Below are 18,690 nucleotides of genomic sequence, written 5' to 3' on the forward strand. Positions count from 1 at the left end.
GATTGCTGGCCGGCACCCGCATAGCATGGGGCGCATTCAACTTCCCTTCGGGTGTTCCCATGTTCCGTTCGTTGTATCTGTCGTTGACTTCATGCTGCCTGCTTATCTCTTCCGACTCATTGCACGCCGAAGACTGGCGCTACAGCCTGCGCGCCGGTGCCGCCAGCGTGCCGCGTTATAGCGGTAGTGATGAACGCGTAGTCGCACCGCTGTTGGGGGCAAAGATCATCAGCCCTTATGGAGTTTTTCTCGATACTCAAAAAGGTCTGGGCTGGGCGTTTGATGAAGACGATTTCGGCCTGAGCGTGTACATCGGCGCCAGTGATGTGCGCAAGGATCGCAAGAGCGGATTCAAAGGCTCGGATGAGCTCGACGGCATGGGCTCGATCAAGTCGCGCCCGCTGCTGGGGCTGGACGGGACCTATAACATGGGGCCGATCATCCTCGGCGCGACCTTCGAACATGCACTGGAAAAAGACGATGACGATCACGACACCGGCTCGGCCTGGAACCGGCTGAAGCTGAGCATCAGCACACCGTTTTATGAAGGTGACTACGGCAAGCTCGTGGGCAGCCTCAACAGTCAGTTCGGCGACAGCAATTACGTGCGCACCTGGTATGGCGTCAGCGCGGCTCAGGCTTCACGTAGTCAGTTCCGGGCTCATGACACTCATGGCGGGCTGGTGAGTCGAGGCGCGGATTTGACGTGGTCGTTGCCGCTCGATGATCAGTGGAGTTTTTCGACGGTGCTGGCCGTTCAGTACTTGGCCAATGATGCGGCGGACAGCCCGATTGTGGCGCGACGGATGCAGACGTCGTTGGCTGGGCAGGTGGTGTACTCGTTCTAGGATCGTTCCCACGCTCTGCGTGGGAATGCAGCCCGGGACGCTCCGCGTCCCAAGAGCGGACGCAGAGCGTCTGTTGAGGCATTCCCACGCAGAGCGTGGGAACGATCAACGATCATCTATCTGGTAGGAGCGAGGCTTGCCTGCGAAGGCGTCCGCAAGAACGCCACAGCTAATCAGCATGCGCCCAAGTCATGCGAAACGACGCCCCGCCCCACGGCGAGTCCGCCACTTCCACTTGCCCGCCATGGGATTGCGACACCCGTCGCACCAGCGCCAGGCCCAGGCCGAAACCACCGGTGCGACGGTCGCGGCTGGCGTCCAGGCGCGAGAACGGTTCGAAGATTTTCTCCCGCCCGTCCAGCGGCACGCCCGGCCCGTCGTCGTTGACCCGCACTTCGTAATGATCGCCGGTGCGCACCAACGACACTTCCACCCGCTGATCGGCGTAGCGAATGGCATTGCGCAACAAATTGATCACCGCGCGGGCCATGAAGCGCGGTTCGATGCGAACCTCGTCGACCTGACATTCAACAATCAACAGCTGCACCCCGGCAGCCTCAGCCTCCAGCGCCACGCTGCCAACCACGCTGTCGAGCCAGTGGCTGGCCTGAATGTTCTCCCGCGTGATCACCGTGGCGCCGCGCTCAAGGCTGGCGTACGTCAGCAACTCGGAAACCATCTCTTCCAGCTCGCCGAGGTCGGCGTACATGTCGGCAATCAGTTCGCGATTCCGGGTCGCATCGGGTTGTTGCTTGAGCTGATCGAGTTCGAACGATAACCGCGCAATCGGCGTGCGCAGTTCATGGGACACCGCGTTGGTCAGCTCGCGCTGATTGGCGATCAAGCCTTCGATGCGCGCCGCCATCAGGTTGAAGTGTTCGGCCAGGTCGCGAATATTCGAACGCCTGGACAGCTGGATGCGCGATGACAAATCGTTATCGCCAAAGCGTTCGGCGGCCAGGCGCAGTTTCTCCAGATCGCGCCAGTGCGGGCGCACCCAGAATAACAACACGAAACCGATCATCACCGCGATCATCAGATAGGCCGCGGCAATATAGAACGGCATCAGACTCGGCTCGGCCGGCAGCATGATGCTGAGCAGTTGCGAACCGTCGTCGATGCGCGAGATGAATTGCGTGTACTTGTCGCGAATCACCAGCAGGCCCTGGGCCAACTCGGCTGTCTCCTGATCGGTCAGGGACAGTTGATCGGCCTCGACCAGGGTCAGGCCCAAGCCGTAATGGGGGCGCAAGGTTTCCAGTTGTCGCTCCCGGGCCGAACTGTCCAGGCCGCGCAACTGCTCGACCAGCGACCAGGCCTGGCCACGCCCCGCCTCTCGGTTGTAGCTCTGCATCTGACCGTCGAGAAGCGCATCGAACGTGCGCTCGACGGTTTGCAGGCCCAGTACCAGGCCAACCGTCATCACCAGAAACAGCCCGAGAAATAACCGCAGCATTTACAGCTCCCACGCAAAAGGATTGAACAGGTAACCCTTGCCCCAGATGGTCTTGATGCACACCGGCTCACGCGGGTTGTCCTTGAGCTTGCCGCGCAATTTGCTGATGTAGACGTCGACGCTGCGATTGAGGCCGTCGAAGGCAATACCGCGCATGCGGTTGAGGATATCGTCACGGGATAGAGTGTTGCCGGCGGCGCTGGCCAGCAACCACAGCAGTTCGAATTCCATGGTAGTGAGTTCGATACCCTCGCCCGCCAGGCGCACTTCGCGACAACTGCGGTCGATGCTCAGATGGCCGAATTCCAGCAAACTGCACACGCTGCTGTCTGGCATCTGACGGCGTTGCAAGGCGCGCAAACGCGCCAACAGCACCGGTGGTTTGATGGGTTTGATCACGTAGTCGTCGGCACCGGATTCCAGGCCGAGGATGTGATCGAGATCGTCTTCCTTGGCGGTGAGGATGACAATCGGCGTGTCGGAGACGCTGCGAATTTCGCGGCACACGTGCAGGCCGCTCTGGCCCGGCAGCATCAGGTCGAGCACCACGATTTTCGGTTTGAAGTCGAGGAAAGCGGCCAACGCGAGATCACCGCGGTGCACCTGCCGGACCTCGAAGCCGTGTTGGGACAGGAAATGCGCGATCAGCCCGGCAAGCTTTTCGTCGTCTTCCACCAGCAGTACTTTGCCAAAACCCAGGTTATCCATAACGACCGTCTGCCAACCCTTGAGTGAAGTGGCGGGCATTATGGCGTCAATCGCGGGCGGGACGGTTATCACAGGCAGCAAAAACCGGCCACGGGGGCCGGATTTTGGCGATGTTTCATTCTTTTAAGAGTTTTTTACAAACTGGATCAAAAGGCATTTGTAGGAGCACGGCTTGCCGGCGAAAACGTCCTTGAGATCGCCTTCGCGGGCAAGCCTCGCTCCTACAAGGTTATGCGGCGGCTGGGACACCACTGTGAAAGCGGAACTCCACATCCGGCGACTCGATCAACGCCTGCTCGGCGTCACGAACCTTGTCGATCACCTGGGCAATGTCCTTGGCGTCACCGTACTGATAGGCCAGTTTCAGGTAACCCTGGAAATGCCGAGCCTCACTTTTCAGCAGACCGAAGTAGAACTTGCCCAGTTCTTCATCCAGATGCGGCACCAACGCCTCGAAACGCTCGCAGCTGCGGGCTTCGATGAAGGCGCCGACCACCAGCGTGTCCACCAGCTTCACCGGTTCGTGGCTACGCACCACTTTGCGCAGCCCCGAGGCGTAGCGCCCGGCGGACAGCTGACGCAGCTCGATCTTGCGCTTTTTCATCAGGCGCATGACCTGCTCGTGGTGCACCAGCTCTTCCCGGGCCAGACGCGACATCAAGTTGATCAGATCGACGTGGGAGTGATATTTGGCAATCAGGCTCAACGCCGTGCTGGCCGCCTTGAATTCGCAGTTTTTGTGGTCGATCAGCAAGGTTTCCTGATCGGCCAGCGCGGCCTGGACCCAGCCATCAGGCGTGCGGCAGCCGAGGAACTCGTGAATTTCGGGAAGGATCATGGGGCTCACGGATAAAAGGTACAGAACGAAGGGCGCCGATTATACCGGGCTGCCGACAGACCACCAGCCGCGACCGTTGATATGCATCAAGTCGCCGAATGCCGACCAGCAACTATAGTTGTCCAACGCAGTGTTTTTTACCTTCCAGGAGATTCCGATCATGCAAGCCATTCGCAGCATTCTGGTGGTCATCGAACCCGAGCATTCGGAGAGCCTGGCGCTCAAACGGGCCAAACTGATCGCTGGCGTGACCCAGGCCCATCTGCATCTGCTGGTCTGCGATAAAAAGCACGATCACAGCGCGATGCTCAGTGTGCTCAAGGCGGCCCTGCTGGAGGACGGTTACAACGTCACCACCGAGCAAGCCTGGAACGAAAGCCTGCATGAAACCATTATCGACGTGCAGCAGGCCGAAGGTTGCGGGCTGGTGGTCAAGCAGCATTTCCCCGACAGCCCACTGAAAAAGGCCCTGCTGACCCCGGCGGACTGGAAGCTGCTGCGCTACTGCCCTACTCCGGTGCTTTTGGTAAAAACCGCCAAGCCCTGGACCGGCGGCGTGATCCTGGCAGCCATTGATGTCGGCAATATCGACGGTGAACACCGTACCTTGCACGCCAGCATCATCGACCATGGCTACGACATCTCCAGCCTGGCCAAGGCCCATTTGCACGTGATCAGTGCCCATCCGTCGCCCATGCTGTCGGCGGCCGACCCGACGTTTCAGCTAAAAGAAACCATCGAGGCCAGTTACCGCGAGCAGTGCAAGGCGTTCCAGGCCGAGTTCGATATTGATGATGACCACTTGCATATCGAGGAAGGCCCGGCGGATGTGTTGATTCCGTACATGGCCCATAAACTGGGGGCGTCGGTGACGGTAATCGGCACCGTGGCGCGGACCGGGTTGTCGGGGGCGTTGATCGGTAATACGGCGGAAGCGGTGCTGGATACGCTGGAAAGCGATGTGCTGGTGCTCAAGCCGGATACGGTCATGGATCATCTGGAGGAGATCGTGACCCAGCATTGAGATTTTCGGCGTCAAGTAGATCGCCATCGCGGGCAAGCCCGCTCCCACAAGGTCAATGAAAAACCTGTGGGAGCGGGCTTGCTCGCGAAGCTTTTAAGGTTTAACCGCCGAACGCATCCTTGAGAAACCCCGGCGCAATGTAGCGCTGGTAATGCGCCTCAGACAGCAGGAAAAATTCCCGATCAATGGCATCGCGCAATTCTGGCAGGTTCCAGTCACGGAATTCCGGCAGCAGCACCATCCCGTAGGCTTCCAGATTATTGATGACCCGCGCGCCCCGGGCGATCAGCTGATAAGCCCAGCAATATTCCGACTGATGGGGCACAAAGCGGATCTTGCGCTGTTCCAGCTGCAGACGCAGCAACGCAGGGTCGAAAATCTCTATCTTGCTGGCCATCACCTGCGACAACAGTTGCTCAAGACGCAGCCACACCGCGCGTTTTTCTTCCTCGTTGTAACCGTTCCAGTGAATCACTTCATGATGGAAACGCTTGCAGCCACGGCACACCAGATCACCGTAAACAGTGGAGCAGAGGCCGACGCAGGGGGTCTTGATGGTCTGATTGGGCATAGGTAGGCAAAACACGGGAAAGCAGAACAGGTCGGCATGTTAGCCCTTTGTCTAACATTCATCACCCCTCAAAATTAAGGGCCTAACTTACCTTTAATTTTTTTTTGCCGTAGAATCAGCCAGCCTTTTAAGGCGCCAATGTCCGTTAGAAGCTGTTTTCAAAGCGTCACGAGCACAGTCGTTCCTTCAGAGCGGTGTTGGCGAAGGGTTTTTCAGCGGTGAAAAACCTGACGCCAACCCTCATCAGCTCCCCGTTCTGCAGGCGTAAAACTTTGAAAGCAGCTTCTGTAAGGAATTGCCGGTAATTCTGGCTAAGCGGCCCACAACGCCACAAAGCGCATGAGTACGGCAATTTCGGGATGAGCGTCCCGGACACCCATTTGGGACCACTGATGAGGGTAATAACTGTGCTTGAAGCCTACCGCAAACATATCGAAGAGCGTGCAGCACTGGGTATCGTTCCCCAGCCGCTTAACGCCGAACAAACTGCAGGCCTGGTCGAGCTGCTGAAGAATCCCCCGGCTGGCGAAGAAGCCTTCCTCGTTGACCTGATCACCAATCGCGTTCCGCCAGGCGTGGACGAAGCGGCCTATGTAAAGGCCGGTTTCCTCTCTGCCCTCGCCAAAGGCGAAGCCAAATCCCCTCTGATCGACAAGAAACGCGCTGTTGAACTGCTCGGCACCATGCAGGGCGGCTACAACATCGTGACGCTGGTCAATCTGCTGGACGACGCCGAACTGGCGCCAGTGGCCGCCGAAGAACTCAAGCACACCCTGCTGATGTTCGATGCCTTCCACGACGTGGCTGAAAGAGCCAAGAACGGCAACGTTCACGCCAAAGGCGTTCTGCAATCCTGGGCCGACGGCGAGTGGTTCAAGAACCGCCCTGTACTGGCCGACAAGATCAGCCTGCGCGTGTTCAAGGTGACTGGCGAAACCAACACCGACGACCTGTCCCCTGCTCCTGATGCCTGGTCCCGCCCGGACATCCCGCTGCACGCCCTGGCCATGCTGAAAATGGCTCGCGACGGCATCGTGCCGGACGTGCAAGGCTCCATCGGTCCGATGAAGCAGATCGAAGAAATGCGCAACAGCGGCTTCCCGATCGCCTACGTCGGTGACGTGGTCGGTACCGGTTCGTCGCGTAAATCGGCCACCAACTCGGTGCTGTGGTTCTTCGGTGACGACGTTCCTTACGTGCCGAACAAGCGCGCTGGCGGCTTCTGCTTCGGCAGCAAGATCGCTCCAATCTTCTACAACACCATGGAAGATGCTGGCGCACTGCCAATCGAATTCGATGTCACCAACATCAACATGGGCGACGTGATTGACCTGTACCCGCACGCTGGCAAAGTCTGCAAGCACGGTACCGACGAAGTCATCACCACCTTCGAAATGAAGACCCCTGTGCTGTTGGACGAAGTCCGTGCCGGCGGTCGTATTCCGCTGATCATCGGCCGTGGCCTGACCGAGAAGGCTCGCGCCGAACTGGGTCTGCCAGCGTTCGACCTGTTCAAGAAACCGGATGCTCCGATCGAAAGCACCAAGGGTTTCACCCTGGCGCAGAAAATGGTCGGCAAGGCGTGCGGCGTAGCCGGTGTGCGTCCAGGCACCTACTGCGAACCTAAGATGACCACCGTCGGCTCTCAGGACACCACCGGTCCAATGACCCGTGATGAACTGAAAGACCTGGCGTGCCTGGGCTTCTCCGCTGATCTGGTGATGCAGTCGTTCTGCCACACCGCGGCTTATCCAAAGCCGATCGACGTGACCACCCACCACACCCTGCCTGACTTCATCATGACCCGCGGCGGCGTTTCCCTGCGTCCGGGCGACGGCATCATCCACAGCTGGCTGAACCGCATGCTGCTGCCCGACACCGTCGGTACCGGTGGTGACTCGCACACCCGTTTCCCGATGGGCATTTCGTTCCCGGCCGGTTCCGGTCTGGTCGCATTCGCCGCTGCCACTGGCGTGATGCCGCTGGACATGCCGGAATCGATCCTGGTGCGTTTCAAAGGCGAGATGCAACCGGGCGTCACCCTGCGTGACCTGGTTCACGCCATTCCTTACTTCGCGATTCAGGCTGGCTTGCTGACCGTCGAGAAGAAAGGCAAGAAGAACGCCTTCTCCGGCCGCATCCTGGAAATCGAAGGCCTGGACAACCTGAGCATCGAACAGGCTTTCGAGCTGTCCGACGCCTCGGCCGAACGTTCGGCTGCCGGTTGCACCATCAAGCTGTCGAAAGAGTCGATCACCGAATACCTGCAATCGAACATCACCCTGCTGCGCTGGATGATCGGTGAAGGCTACGGTGATGTGCGCACCCTGGAACGTCGTGCTCAAGCGATGGAAGCCTGGATCGCCAACCCTGAACTGATGGAAGCCGACGCTGACGCCGAATACGCTGAAATCATCGAAATCGACCTGGCCGACATCAAAGAGCCTGTGCTCTGCGCGCCAAACGATCCGGACGACGCCCGTCTGCTGTCCAGCGTTGCTGGCGAGAAGATCGACGAAGTGTTCATCGGTTCGTGCATGACCAACATCGGTCACTTCCGCGCTGCCGGCAAGTTGCTGGAACAGGTCAAAGGTCAGCTGCCAACCCGTCTGTGGCTCTCGCCACCGACCAAAATGGACGCTCACCAACTGACCGAAGAAGGCTACTACGGCATCTACGGCAAGGCCGGCGCACGCATGGAAATGCCGGGCTGCTCGCTGTGCATGGGTAACCAGGCACGTGTAGAGCCGAACTCCACCGTGGTGTCGACGTCGACCCGTAACTTCCCGAACCGTCTGGGTGACGGCGCGAACGTCTACCTGGCTTCGGCCGAGCTGGCGTCCGTTGCGTCCATCCTGGGTCGCCTGCCGACCGTCGAGGAATACATGGAATACGCTGGCAAGATCGACAGCATGGCGGCTGATGTTTACCGCTACCTGTCCTTCGACCAGATCGCCGAGTTCCGTGAAGCTGCTGCGAACGCCAACATCCCGGTCGTTCAAGCCTAACGCTGCAACGCCATAAAAAACGCCGCCCATCGTAAGATGAGCGGCGTTTTTTTATGCCTGCGCCACCTGCCCGGCCAACGTGAGCGATTGTTGTACGGCAACGTCGACACTCAGGTCGCTGAGAATGACCTGTTCGCGCTCCCGTGCGGGTAATATCGAGAGTACCGCCTGAGCCTGTTCCTTGAGCCGCGCCAGGATCAACAACATGTTCAGCGCCCGCACCTGCAAAAAGAACGCTTGCAGCGCTTCGATGCTGGTGCCGTCCAGATCGGGCGACTCTTCGAGACTGAGAATAATCGTATGCACCGGTGACTCTGAATGCCGGGCCAGGTGCAGCGCACCACCCAAAATGCGTTCCACGTTAGCGAAAAACAGTGGCTCGCTGGGCCTGACAATCAATATGCCGGGGGTTTCCACGGCTTGAGGATGACGTTGCAGATCGACGTAATCGTGACCGCTGCCCATTTTCCCCAGCACTTGAATATCCGCCGAAGACATCTGTTTCAGCATCAGCACCACGCTGATCACCACCGCCACCACCAAGCCGTCCAGCACCCCCAACACCAGCACCGCCGCCACTGCGCAGATCACCAGCAAACGGTCGCGACGCCAGATGAAATAGCGCCCCAATGGCTGCAGGCTCAAACCGCGCGCCAGAGCATGAATGACGATGGCGGCCAGCACCGGCTCGGGAGTCAGGGCGATGTAGGGCAGCACCGTCAATACGATGAACAAGACCACCCCCGCCGCCACCGCGCCGGCCATGCGCGAACCGGCCCCCGCCGCCTCATTGGCCGCCGTCGCGGAGTAACCGGCGCCCGCTGGCATGCCATGGAATAGCCCGGAAAGCAGATTGGCCGCACCGAGGGCCAGCAAATCGCGGTTCGAGGAGACGCGGTCACCGTGCTTGAGCGCAAACGAGGTGATCGATCCGTAAGACTCGGCATACAGAATCATCACCATGGCAATCGCCAACTCCCCCAGACGCAGCCAGTCGGTAAACGGCAACACCGGCAGCCGAGGCACTTCAAGGCTCAGGTCGATCACACCGATCATTTTCACCCCGTAGGCCGGCAAGTTCAGCCATTGGCCGGCCGCAATGCCGAGTGCCACCACCAGCAAACCTCCGGGCAACCGCCGGACCCGCGCGCACAGCCACAGCACCACCAATGACACGGCCGCCACCAGCGCGCCGACCCGATTCCACTGTGGCAACTGCTCCAGCAACTGCGGCATGAGGTGGATCAGATTGCCGCTGTTCAAGTGCACATCGACGGCGCTCGCCACCTGCTTGAGGATGATGGTCATCGCCAGGCCCAAGGCAAAACCGCGCAACACCGGTTTGGCAATGAACGAGGTCACGCTGCCGAGTCTGAGCAGCCCGGCCAGCAAAAAGAACCCACCGGTCACCAGCACCAGACCGATTGCCAGCGTCATGCGCAGGGCGGAATCACCGTTGGCCAGCGTGGCGGTGGAGGCAGCCAGAACGGCGGCGGAGGAAGAGGTCGCGGAAACGATGGCAAAACGGCTGGTGCCTAATAGCCCGTAGCACAGCAGACCGGCAAACAACGCAATAACCCCGGCCTGTGGCGGTAATGCAGCAATGCTGGAATAGGCGACCGCCTCGGGCAACAACAAACCGGCAATCGACAAGCCGGCCAATACGTCCAGCCAGCGATTGGGTATATCGGCACGGGGTTGCGCCGCTACGCCAGTGGCACCTGCCATAAGCGTCTCCAGAGAAAGCGCTCCACGATGATGCGCTAATACAACCCGCAGCTTAGTCGTTAATACCCTGCAATGGTGTGCTCTGGATCAGGTTGCACTGATCTGCGCAGGAGCGAGGCTTGCCCGCGTTATCGTTCTTCGCGGGCAAGTCGGATCGCTCTACAGGGTACGGGTCAGGCCGTCAGTGAATAGATCAACGCCGAAATCGCCACCAGGCCCACCGCCGTCACGAAGACGTTAGAGGCCTGACCACGAAAACGCGCCATGGCCGGAACCTTGCGGATCGCGTACATCGGCATCAGGAACAGGATCGCGGCGATGATCGGGCCACCGAGGGTTTCGATCATGCCGAGAATGCTCGGGTTCAGCGTGGCAACGATCCAGCAGACCACCAGCATGAACGCCGCGGTCATGCGGTCCAGCGTCTTCGGTGCCGGGCGTTTGCCGCTCTTGACGATCAGCCCCTTCAAGCCTTCGCTGGCGCCAATGTAGTGGCCCAGGAACGACTTGGAAATGGCCACGAAGGCAATCAACGGCGCCGCGAAGGCGATGGTCGGGTTGCTGAAGTGGTTGGCCAGGTACGACAGGATCGACAGGTTCTGCGCCTTGGCTTGCGCCAGTTGCGCCGGCGACAGGGTCAGCACGCAGCTGAAGACGAAAAACAGCACCATCACCACCATCAAGATGTGGGCGCGGGACAGGATCTGCGAGCTGCGCTCCTCGGCATGCGCGCCGTAGCGACGCTTCTGGTCCACCGCGAACGCCGAGATGATCGGCGAGTGGTTGAACGAGAACACCATCACCGGAATCGCCAGCCACAGGGTGTGCAGCAGCGCCGACGACTCAGGCAGTGTGGTCGCGGTGCTGAGGATGCCGCCATTCCAGTGCGGAACCAGGAACACCGCCAGGAACAGCAGCGCGACGATGAACGGATAGACCATCAGGCTCATGGCCTTGACGATCACCTGCTCACCGCAACGCACCACTGCCAGCAGGCCGAGAATCAATACGAACGACAACACGGCGCGCGGTGGCGGCATGATGTGCAGTTGATGTTCGAGGAAACTGCCCACCGTGTTGGTCAGGGCCACGCTGTAGATCAGCAGGATCGGGAAGATCGCGAAGAAATACAGCAATGTGATCAACGCGCCGGCCTTGATGCCGAAATGTTCTTCCACCACTTCGGTGATGTCGGCGCCTTCGCGGCCGGACAACACAAAGCGGGTCAGGCCACGGTGGGCGTAAAACGTCATGGGGAACGCCAGCACTGCCAGGATCAGCAGCGGCCAGAAGCCGCCCAGCCCCGCGTTGATCGGCAAAAACAGGGTACCGGCCCCAATTGCCGTGCCAAACAGGCCCAGCATCCAGGTGGTGTCATGGCGATTCCAGCTTGCGAGGCTCGCTGGTGTTGCCGCTACATAGCGTTCGTCGACGCTATTGGCCTGATCATTCATCCGGTCGGATCTCCGCTTTCCGGTCACTTGCCACCCGGTCAGGACGAGTCGGAAAAATCCGACAGGCAGCGCCCTGGCCGAAACAGGGGCGCGATTGTCCGGGATTAGTGAGCAGAAGCAAAGACTTAGCTGAGGAATGGTTATGCGGATCAGATGCGGTAAGGCGCAACACGTACTTTGTAGCAGCTTCGCAGGCTCGACATCTGCTACCGGCTATTTCATCGCGGACAAATCCTCTCCATCTGCCCCGCTCTGATCTAGTGTTGTCATTAGAAGGATCGCAGGCTTCGCCAGCTCCGACACCGGGAGCCAAAACCCCTGGCCATTGCCAAACCGCTCCGGCGCCAGCAATCTGAAGCGACGTTCGAGCCCCCAACATTCCGCTGCCCGCAGGAGCCCAGCATGACCGCAACTGTTCTGGTACTGGTTGAAACCATTAATGAATACCTGCCGATTCTCGAACATCAGGGGTTTCATCTGATCCTGGCCCCGACCCCGGCCGAGCGCGCCGCTGCCATTGCCCGACAGGGCAGTCAGATCGATGCGGTGCTGACGCGCGGTCCATTGGGCCTGCGCGCCGATGAAATTGCCGCCCTGCCCAACCTCAAGATCATCTGCGTGATCGGCGCCGGTTACGAACACGTCGACCTGCAAGCCGCCGCCGACCGCGGCATCACCGTCACCAACGGGGCCGGCGTCAATGCCTCTTCCGTCGCCGACCACGCCATGGCGTTGCTGCTGGCACTGGTGCGCGATATTCCCCGGGCCGATGCTGCCGTGCGTCGGGGCGAGTGGCCGAAAATCATGCGCCCTTCCCTGGCCGGCAAACGCCTGGGCATCCTCGGCCTTGGGGCTGTCGGCATCGCTATCGCCAAACGTGCCGCCAACGGCTTCGACATGAGCGTGAGTTATCACAACCGCCAGCATCGCAGCGACGTGCCCTATAGCTTCTGCTCGACGCCGACCGAACTGGCGCGCCACTCGGATTTCCTGATAGTCGCCGCACCCGGCGGGCTCGGTACCCAACACTTGATCAACAGACAGGTGCTCGACGCCTTGGGCCCCCAGGGGTTCATCGTTAATATCGCGCGGGCCAGCGTGATCGTCACGGCAGACCTGATCAGCGCGCTGGAACAGCGACGGATCGCCGGTGCCGCGCTGGATGTCTTCGATAACGAACCCCAGGTGCCGGACGCCCTCAAGGGACTGGCCAACGTGATTCTGACCCCGCATGTCGCCGGATTGTCCCCGGAGGCCACCCAAGGCACCGTGGAACTGGTCGGCAAAAACCTGACGGCGTTTTTTTCCGGTCAACCGGTACTGACTCCCATTGCTTTACCGCCGCCGACGGCAGCCACCCGGCACAATCACTAGAGGACGCCCAACAACGTCCACAGGCGCCGGGATTCGGCATCAGCGCTGATCAGCTCTCCAAGCAGCTCGCTCAGGGGTTTGTTGCCCCACTCCACGCCCCGCTTGATCAAATAGGGCACCGGGCTGTGGGGTTCGGTGCGCGCCAGGTATTCGGCGATCAACAGCAATTGCCGGTACGCCTCTTCACGATTCGCCGGCTCGCTGAACGCATGGGGTGCCGGGACGACGTCCGGCACGGCGGCCGGGCTTGCTGTCACCACCGCAGGTGTTTCGACAGGCGCCGGGGTTGGTTTTCGTGGATGCATGGCGATGAACTCCTGAACCAGCGTCAACAACGCTTCGATCACATCCTGCAATGCTTTGAAGCCTGGAGCCTGATTGCCGAGATAAGTGTCGCTCCACACCTCCAGGCGTTGCAGGTGCTGCTGGCTGAGCAGCAGCGTGCCCTGGCTGCGCAACCAGAATGACAACGGCGTGGCGCGAATCTGTTCGGTGAGTTTTTTCTGTTCGTTGCGCGCGTTCTCGGCCGAAGTCTTGGCCGTTTTACTGTCGCTGGCCTGTACCTGTTGCAGTTGCAACCGGCGCCAGGCATCCAGACAGAAACTATCGAACTCATTGTTGCGCGGCTCGAACAATGGCACTCGGGTCAGCAGCACTTCAGCGTAGCGTCGAGCCAGCCATTCGAGCGGTATCACCCGCCATGACTGATCGCCGTCCTCAGCCTGTGGGTGCAGGTGCTCGGGATAGCGCTCGCATAAGCCGGCAATCAGCGCCAGGCTGCCCGGCAACCCTTCGAGCCCGTCCTGATGCAGCCAGGCCTCACCCAGCCAGGCGCTAAGCATCAAATCCTTGCTGCGTTCGAGCAGCAGGCTGGTGGTCAGTTTTTCCAGTTCCGGCCATTGGGCACGCTTGATCGACGACTGCCACACCCCCGTGGGCAAACTGGTGTCGTCCTCACGGCGCAGTTCGCGCAACCGGTCGAACTCAGGCTCATAACGCAGGTCCTGGCCACAGGGGGACTCCACGCTGATCGGTTCGAGCAGTTGGGTGATCAGTTCCGGCAACGGCGTAGAAGGTTGATTCACAGGCCCTCCTTATTAGATTCGATAGCCGCGGTCGACCTCGTCACCATGAACGGTGAGCGCGGGGCCCGGGTTGGCAAGGGCTGAATGGACAGCGGCAATTTCGAGCCCTGGGTCATCAACGACAGGCGCACAAACATCAGGGTTTGCTCGGCGGTGGTGCTGCTGGACTGGGTCGTCACGGGCAGGCGCAAGGTCAACGGAAAATCGGTGTAGTCCATGTTCGGCTGGCGCTGCACCGACACGTGCGAGCGCATCAAGCGCAATAACGACCACGGCCCGCTGTACTCCCAGCCCGCTTCCAGATCCCGCACTACCAGGCTCGGCTGTAACGGATCGTTGGCCGGGCGCTGGTAGCCATTTCGGGCCCAACGCAAGGTCAGCCGAATCGGTTGACCGACCATCCAGCGCAGGTTCTGCTGGGGCTCGCCGGGGTAGCTGAGCTGTTGATTGCCGGCATTCAAGCCCCAGGCAATCACCTGATCGGCACCGCGCTCTTCCTCTCGATCGGTGCGCCAGCGCACGTCCATCTCCAGCCCCAGCACACCGCTCTTGTCGCGTACAAACATCGGGCCCAGCCAGGTGCTGGCTTGCTTCAGACGATTGAGAAAGTCCTCGGCGGCCAGGCGTTCTGGGGTCTGGCTCAAAACCAATCCGGCCTGCGCCACCGGCAAACGCTTGTCGATCAGCTCCAGCAAATGCTGGACCCTGGCCGGATCAGCGTCGGGGGCTTGAAGGCCATTGGCAAACGGAAAGCGTTCCGCCAGGTACTGATTGAAATAATTGGCCAGGTCGTTCCACGCTGCCGCCGCCTGTTGCTGTTGCAGGAACTGGCAGCGTTGCATGGCGGTTTGTTGCAAATCCACCGCCCGCAACGCCAGTGTTCCGCGTCCGGCAGACAGGTTGGCGGTTTGCAGGATCTGGCCGCAGGACGTGGCGTCCATTTCGATAAAGTCGCGACTGACCAATTGTTCGATCTGCGCCGGCGAACTGGCGGGGTTCTGCTCCTTGTACTTGAGCAGATCGTCGTTGAGCGCATTGAACTGCGTCACGCGTTCATAATCCAGCGCCGAGAGGTTCTGTTGCTGGACTTTCAGCCATTCCAGCGCCGAGGTGCGTCGCGCGGTGATGCCGAGCATGGTGTTGAATTGCTGCTTGAGGCTCAGTTTCAAATCCTGCACGTTGTTGGCGCCATACAGTTGCAGGCCGAGGTTTTTCGAGCCGTCCCACTGGCTGATTTCAGTGCGCCCGCTGAACAGCGGCTGGGCGACGATTTCGTCGAGGCCGCTGACGATTTCGGCCAGGGCGCGGCGGTTCAAGGCAGTTTGAAAACGCGTGGCCAGATCGCTGCGACGCACCTCGATAAAGGCTTTCAGCAAGGCAATCGCCTGGGAGGCCTGCACATTGAAAACGCCGCCATGGACCTGAGCATTGTGCTCGCGCAGGCTCGACAACATGGCCTTGACTACCGCGCCTTCGGCCGCTTGCAGCAAGGCTCCGCGATACGCCGGGGGAATGCGCGGCAGCTCTTCGGCGGCGTAACTCTTATAGCTGGCGAAATAGTTCAGCGCACTGTCGAGGTCGTCGCCATCAACGCCCTGCCCTTGCCCATTCGGGGCTTCGGAGCGATCCGCGTGTAAGGCGATGGCCACAAAGTCACGTTTGAACAACGCCTGTACCGCGTTGTTCAGCTGCACCACATGTTCCTGCAAGACCAGTTGCCCGCTGCCTTGCTGAATCAATAAATTGTCCCGGGAGCCGGCCTGGACGATCCATTGATCGCGAAAGCTCTGTTGCAGCTTGGCCGCCTGCATTTCCAACTGTTGTTCCAGTTGCGGTCCGAGCAAGGCGCTTTTGCGCACGTTGTCCAGCAACTCGCGATAGCCAGGCACCAGGTCCTGGCCTTTACCACGGCCCCACGCCGAATTCGTCAAGCCGATCACGGCTTGCAGGTCATCGACCAGCGCTCGCAAATCTTCGAGCTCGGTGAGGGAGTTACCACTGCCGGCTTCCAGCCGCTCCAGATGCAGCTTGAGATAACCGGCCTGGCGCACGAAATTGTCGGCCAGGAAATACTGGTCCAGCCAGCGCTCCATGAGCCCGAGGAAATTTTCCTCGATCACCGGGCGCTCGACGCTCAGGTCGAGAGGTCGCAAGTCGCTGCCATCGGCATCGAACAATGCCCGGTTGTAAAAACCGGCGCGGTGCAAAGTGCCGACGTTGAGGTTCAGCGACAACGCGTTGTTGCTCAGCAACACCAGGTCTTCAAGGGGCGCCTTGGGGTTGTTCAGCGCCTGACTGAACCACTGGTTCTGCTGTTCCAGATTCAACGCGCGCTCCACCAGATCCTTGGCCTTGACGTAGTTTTGCCATTGGGCCGGATCTTCGCTTTCGACGTTGCCTCGTCGTTCGGTGTTGCGGATGGTCTTGAGTTGCGCCAGCTCCGCGCTCAACAGGTCGCGCAACGGCAGCATCAAATGGCTCTGGGCGGTCAGGCGCAACTCGCTCGCCAACTGCGCATCCAGCGAAGAGAACCAGGAGGTCGGAAACACCACTGAGGTGAAGCTCCAGCCCGGCGCCTTTTCCAGCACCCGCCAGAAACCCTGGACGTTGCGCCGGGTCGACTCCAGCCGATGAGATTCATCGGTGACCGCCGCGTAGTTTTTCTGCGCCCCCTGCAGCAGGCGCGACAGTTCATGGGCCTCCTTGACCGAATCCTGCCAGACCCACAGCATGCCCGCGCCCCAGACCAACGCGACCACCAGCGCCACCCCACCGGTCACGCGCTGCCAGCGCTGACGCAGGCGTAACAGACGCGGCACCACCTGGGCCAGACCGCGCTCGGCGACCACCCGCCGCTGCCACAATTGCCGGGCGAAGGCGCTCTGCTGCAACCCCGTGTCATAGGCCGAAAATCCGTCGGCGCTGTCTTCCGAGGGCTGATTGGCAGTGAAATAAATACCGCGAAAACGCGGGGCCTCGCCTTGAGCATTGCCCTGGAAAACCGGCTCCAGCAGGCTTTGCAGATGGCGCCGCAAGGCTTCGAAACGTTCCGGCAAACCATACAGCTCAGTGCTCAACTGCCCGGACAAGGCGCCGATTTCGATGATCGATTCCGCCAAGGCCCGAGTAACCTGATCCAGCGCCTGATCGCTCCATTGCGCCTGCCAGACCGCATCGGGTCCGTGGGGCGAGGACCAACCCAGCGTGCGTTCGCGGGTCTCGACCGGCAGCGCAGTGATCAGCTCCTGAAAGCCCGGTAACTCTTCCATGCCGGTAATGACCACGTACACCGGCAAGCTCAGCCCGAACCGTTGCAACAAATCGATGAAGCGTCGACGCGCCGCCAACCCGAGGGTCGCGGCTTGCTCGACGTTGCCCAGTCGACTGATCGGCACCGTCCAGATCACTCCGTCCAGCGGACGTTGGCTGCGCAAACGCAGGATCAATCCCAACAAGCGCCACCAGCCGCCCCGTTGCAGGTGCATGCCTTCATCCGGCAAAAACAGCGCCTGGGGCACCACCAGTACCGCCCCTTCAGGGTCCGACCACCAGCGACCGAACCAGGCCGGTTTGTCGGTGGGCTGCAACCGCCACTGAGTACACAACTGCGTGCCCTGGGTTTCGTTGCCGAGCATCAGCAGCCATGGAATCTGGTAGCGGTCCTGGGCGCCCTGCTCCTGCTCCATGTGCCGCACCGCCAGGTAAAAACTGCGAATCGCCGCACCGCTTTGCGTGCGCAACCACCAGACCGCCACCCCGACAATCGCCAGCACCAACAGCACGGCGATGATGAGGCCGATAATCCCCAGCGTGCTCATGAGTCTTGCTCCGAGGCGGTCACGGAATCGGTCATCTGCAAGACCGGTTCGAGCTCCAGACGAATGTCACGCCAGAACAACTGCCCCAACCCGGTCAGCAGCAGCACCATGGCGAGAATCCCCAGGCCCAGGCGAAAACCGTCGGGCAATGAACGGCGCACCGGCAATTGCCTCGGCGGCACCGCCGAAGGTTGCTCGAGCCGGGCACTGACGTCGGCATAATCCGCCTCGTGCTGCCAGGCAAAGGTGAACAGCGCCAGGCGCCATTTTTCATGCTGGGCCTGACTCTGTTCACCGCGCAGACGTCCCTGAAACCCCAGCACCAGGCACTGCAAATAGACATTGGCCAGATCGCGAGTGGTGGGGATCTGCTCGTCCAGCAGTTCCTTGATCGCCAACGGTATCCGCTCACCGGCCTGACGGCTGGCGTACAGCCTCGATTCCAAGGGTTTTTCCTGCCAGGCTGACTGGCCCGGCCACGGCGTGAACAACAAGGTTTCATCGACCAGCGCGACAAAGGCATAGACCAGCGCCTGGACTTGCTCGGTGGCCGCATCGCCGACTTTGGCGAATGCCGTTCGCCACAGTCGTTGGGAGATTTGCGTGGACAGTTCGACCACCGCCTCCACCAGCGCTTCGTCTTCGCTGTCCTTGGGCAACTGGTTCCAGTCCTGGGACCATTGCTGCCAGGCCTGGCGAAAAGCACTGCTCAGCGGCGCTTCGTAAAGGCCTCGTGTACCCGACCCGACATTGCCCTCAGACATATGACGTTCCTTCC

The 18,690-nt window shown here is 60.5% G+C and carries 13 protein-coding genes; 4 read left to right on the forward strand and 9 right to left on the reverse strand.

All coding sequences use genetic code 11. The annotated features are described in order from the left end of the window. Positions 1-59: 59 nt before the first annotated feature. The gene (locus MMG91_RS01740; protein ID WP_310658529.1) at positions 60-848 is read left to right on the forward strand and encodes a MipA/OmpV family protein; all 789 of its coding nucleotides are present in this window, start codon (positions 60-62) and stop codon (positions 846-848) included. Positions 849-1,017: 169 nt separating this feature from the next. Here MMG91_RS01740 and MMG91_RS01745 read toward each other — a convergent pair whose 3' ends face one another. From MMG91_RS01745 to MMG91_RS01755, 3 genes are all read right to left on the reverse strand, one after another. Further along, positions 1,018-2,304 carry an ATP-binding protein gene (locus tag MMG91_RS01745; RefSeq protein ID WP_310658530.1) on the reverse strand — a complete coding sequence of 429 codons (1,287 nt, stop codon included), beginning with the start codon at positions 2,302-2,304 and terminating at the stop codon, positions 1,018-1,020. Beyond that, positions 2,305-3,012: a winged helix-turn-helix domain-containing protein gene (locus MMG91_RS01750; RefSeq protein WP_310658719.1), complete on the reverse strand. Its 708-nt coding sequence runs from the start codon at positions 3,010-3,012 to the stop codon at positions 2,305-2,307. A 229-nt stretch (positions 3,013-3,241) separates the two neighbouring features. Beyond that, positions 3,242-3,850, reverse strand: a complete 609-nt coding sequence (locus MMG91_RS01755) for a tRNA-(ms[2]io[6]A)-hydroxylase (RefSeq protein ID WP_007906324.1) — start codon at positions 3,848-3,850, stop codon at positions 3,242-3,244. Between the two features lie 160 nt (positions 3,851-4,010). Between MMG91_RS01755 and MMG91_RS01760 the strand changes: the two genes are divergently transcribed. Further along, the gene (locus tag MMG91_RS01760; protein ID WP_310658531.1) at positions 4,011-4,874 is read left to right on the forward strand and encodes a universal stress protein; all 864 of its coding nucleotides are present in this window, start codon (positions 4,011-4,013) and stop codon (positions 4,872-4,874) included. Positions 4,875-4,974: 100 nt separating this feature from the next. Here MMG91_RS01760 and MMG91_RS01765 read toward each other — a convergent pair whose 3' ends face one another. After that, positions 4,975-5,445, reverse strand: a complete 471-nt coding sequence (locus MMG91_RS01765) for a DUF1289 domain-containing protein (RefSeq protein ID WP_030130429.1) — start codon at positions 5,443-5,445, stop codon at positions 4,975-4,977. Between the two features lie 407 nt (positions 5,446-5,852). Here MMG91_RS01765 and acnB point away from each other — a divergent pair, with 407 nt between their 5' ends. Beyond that, positions 5,853-8,453, forward strand: coding sequence for a bifunctional aconitate hydratase 2/2-methylisocitrate dehydratase (gene acnB, locus MMG91_RS01770; RefSeq protein ID WP_305449787.1), 2,601 nt, complete (start codon positions 5,853-5,855; stop codon positions 8,451-8,453). A 51-nt stretch (positions 8,454-8,504) separates the two neighbouring features. Here the strand turns inward: acnB and MMG91_RS01775 are convergent, their stop codons facing one another. Together MMG91_RS01775 and MMG91_RS01780 are read right to left on the reverse strand one after the other, a co-directional pair. Then, the gene (locus MMG91_RS01775) at positions 8,505-10,181 is read right to left on the reverse strand and encodes a SulP family inorganic anion transporter (protein ID WP_310658532.1); all 1,677 of its coding nucleotides are present in this window, start codon (positions 10,179-10,181) and stop codon (positions 8,505-8,507) included. Positions 10,182-10,354: 173 nt separating this feature from the next. Next, the gene (locus tag MMG91_RS01780; protein WP_305449452.1) at positions 10,355-11,635 is read right to left on the reverse strand and encodes a serine/threonine transporter; all 1,281 of its coding nucleotides are present in this window, start codon (positions 11,633-11,635) and stop codon (positions 10,355-10,357) included. 402 nt (positions 11,636-12,037) lie between these two features. On the opposite strand from MMG91_RS01780, the gene MMG91_RS01785 reads away from it, so the two are divergent. Continuing rightward, entirely contained in the window at positions 12,038-13,009 is a 972-nt protein-coding gene (locus MMG91_RS01785) for a 2-hydroxyacid dehydrogenase (protein WP_310658533.1), read from the forward strand. Here MMG91_RS01785 and tssA read toward each other — a convergent pair. The 3 genes from tssA to MMG91_RS01800 are packed head-to-tail and all read right to left on the reverse strand — an operon-like array spanning position 13,006 to position 18,676. Next, entirely contained in the window at positions 13,006-14,094 is a 1,089-nt protein-coding gene (gene tssA / locus MMG91_RS01790; protein ID WP_310658534.1) for a type VI secretion system protein TssA, read from the reverse strand. The genes MMG91_RS01785 and tssA overlap by 4 nt on opposite strands. After that, positions 14,091-17,912 (reverse strand): type VI secretion protein IcmF/TssM N-terminal domain-containing protein, encoded by a 3,822-nt coding sequence (locus MMG91_RS01795; protein WP_310658535.1) that lies wholly within the window; start codon positions 17,910-17,912, stop codon positions 14,091-14,093. Before MMG91_RS01795 ends, tssA begins: the two co-directional genes overlap by 4 nt. Then, positions 17,909-18,676, reverse strand: coding sequence for a DotU/TssL family secretion system protein (locus tag MMG91_RS01800; protein ID WP_310658536.1), 768 nt, complete (start codon positions 18,674-18,676; stop codon positions 17,909-17,911). Before MMG91_RS01800 ends, MMG91_RS01795 begins: the two co-directional genes overlap by 4 nt. Positions 18,677-18,690: the final 14 nt, after the last annotated feature.

This window comes from Pseudomonas sp. JL3, assembly GCF_031570575.1.
Classification (GTDB): Bacteria; Pseudomonadota; Gammaproteobacteria; order Pseudomonadales; family Pseudomonadaceae; genus Aquipseudomonas; species Aquipseudomonas cucumis.